The following is a 512-nucleotide window of genomic DNA, read 5'->3' as shown; positions in this document are numbered from 1 at the left end:
GGCTAAGGGGCAATCTTTACAAGATCCGTTTCTGAACGCATTGCGTCGTGAACGTGTTCCAGTTTCTATTTATTTGGTGAATGTATTAAGCTGCAAGGTCAGATTGAGTCTTTCGATCAGTTCGTGATCCTGTTGAAAAACACGGTCAGCCAGATGGTTTATAAGCACGCTATCTCTACTGTTGTTCCGTCTCGTCCAGTATCTCATCACAGCAACAACGCTGGCGGCGGCACCGGTAGTAACTACCATCATGGCAGCAACGCACAGGGCTCTTCTGCTCCTGCGCAGGACAGCGAAGAAACCGAATAAGGTAACGGGCTGTTTTTCCACACGGGGAGCCAGGTTTCTGCGTTCCCCGCTGATTTATTTTGAGGATAATACGCTTGTTTGACCGTTATGATGCCGGCGAGCATGCGGTACTGGTACACATCTATTTTACGCAAGACAAAGATATGGAAGATCTCCAGGAGTTTGAAGCTCTGGTCTCTTCCGCCGGTGTCGAAGCATTACAG

General features: G+C 48.6%; 2 pseudogenes. Both read left to right on the top strand.

Features of this window, described 5'->3' with window-relative positions:
• Positions 1–309 (top strand): annotated as a pseudogene (gene hfq / locus K5E19_RS24015) (RNA chaperone Hfq); the annotation flags it as partial.
• 74 nt (positions 310–383) lie between these two features.
• A pseudogene (locus tag K5E19_RS24010) lies at positions 384–512 on the top strand (GTPase HflX); the annotation flags it as partial.

Origin of the sequence: Enterobacter sp. RIT637 (assembly GCF_019718755.1) — a bacterium.
In the GTDB taxonomy this organism is placed as follows: domain Bacteria; phylum Pseudomonadota; class Gammaproteobacteria; order Enterobacterales; family Enterobacteriaceae; genus Enterobacter.
Note: the sequence above shows the minus strand (reverse complement) of the source record. Positions and strands in the feature narration are given on the sequence as shown.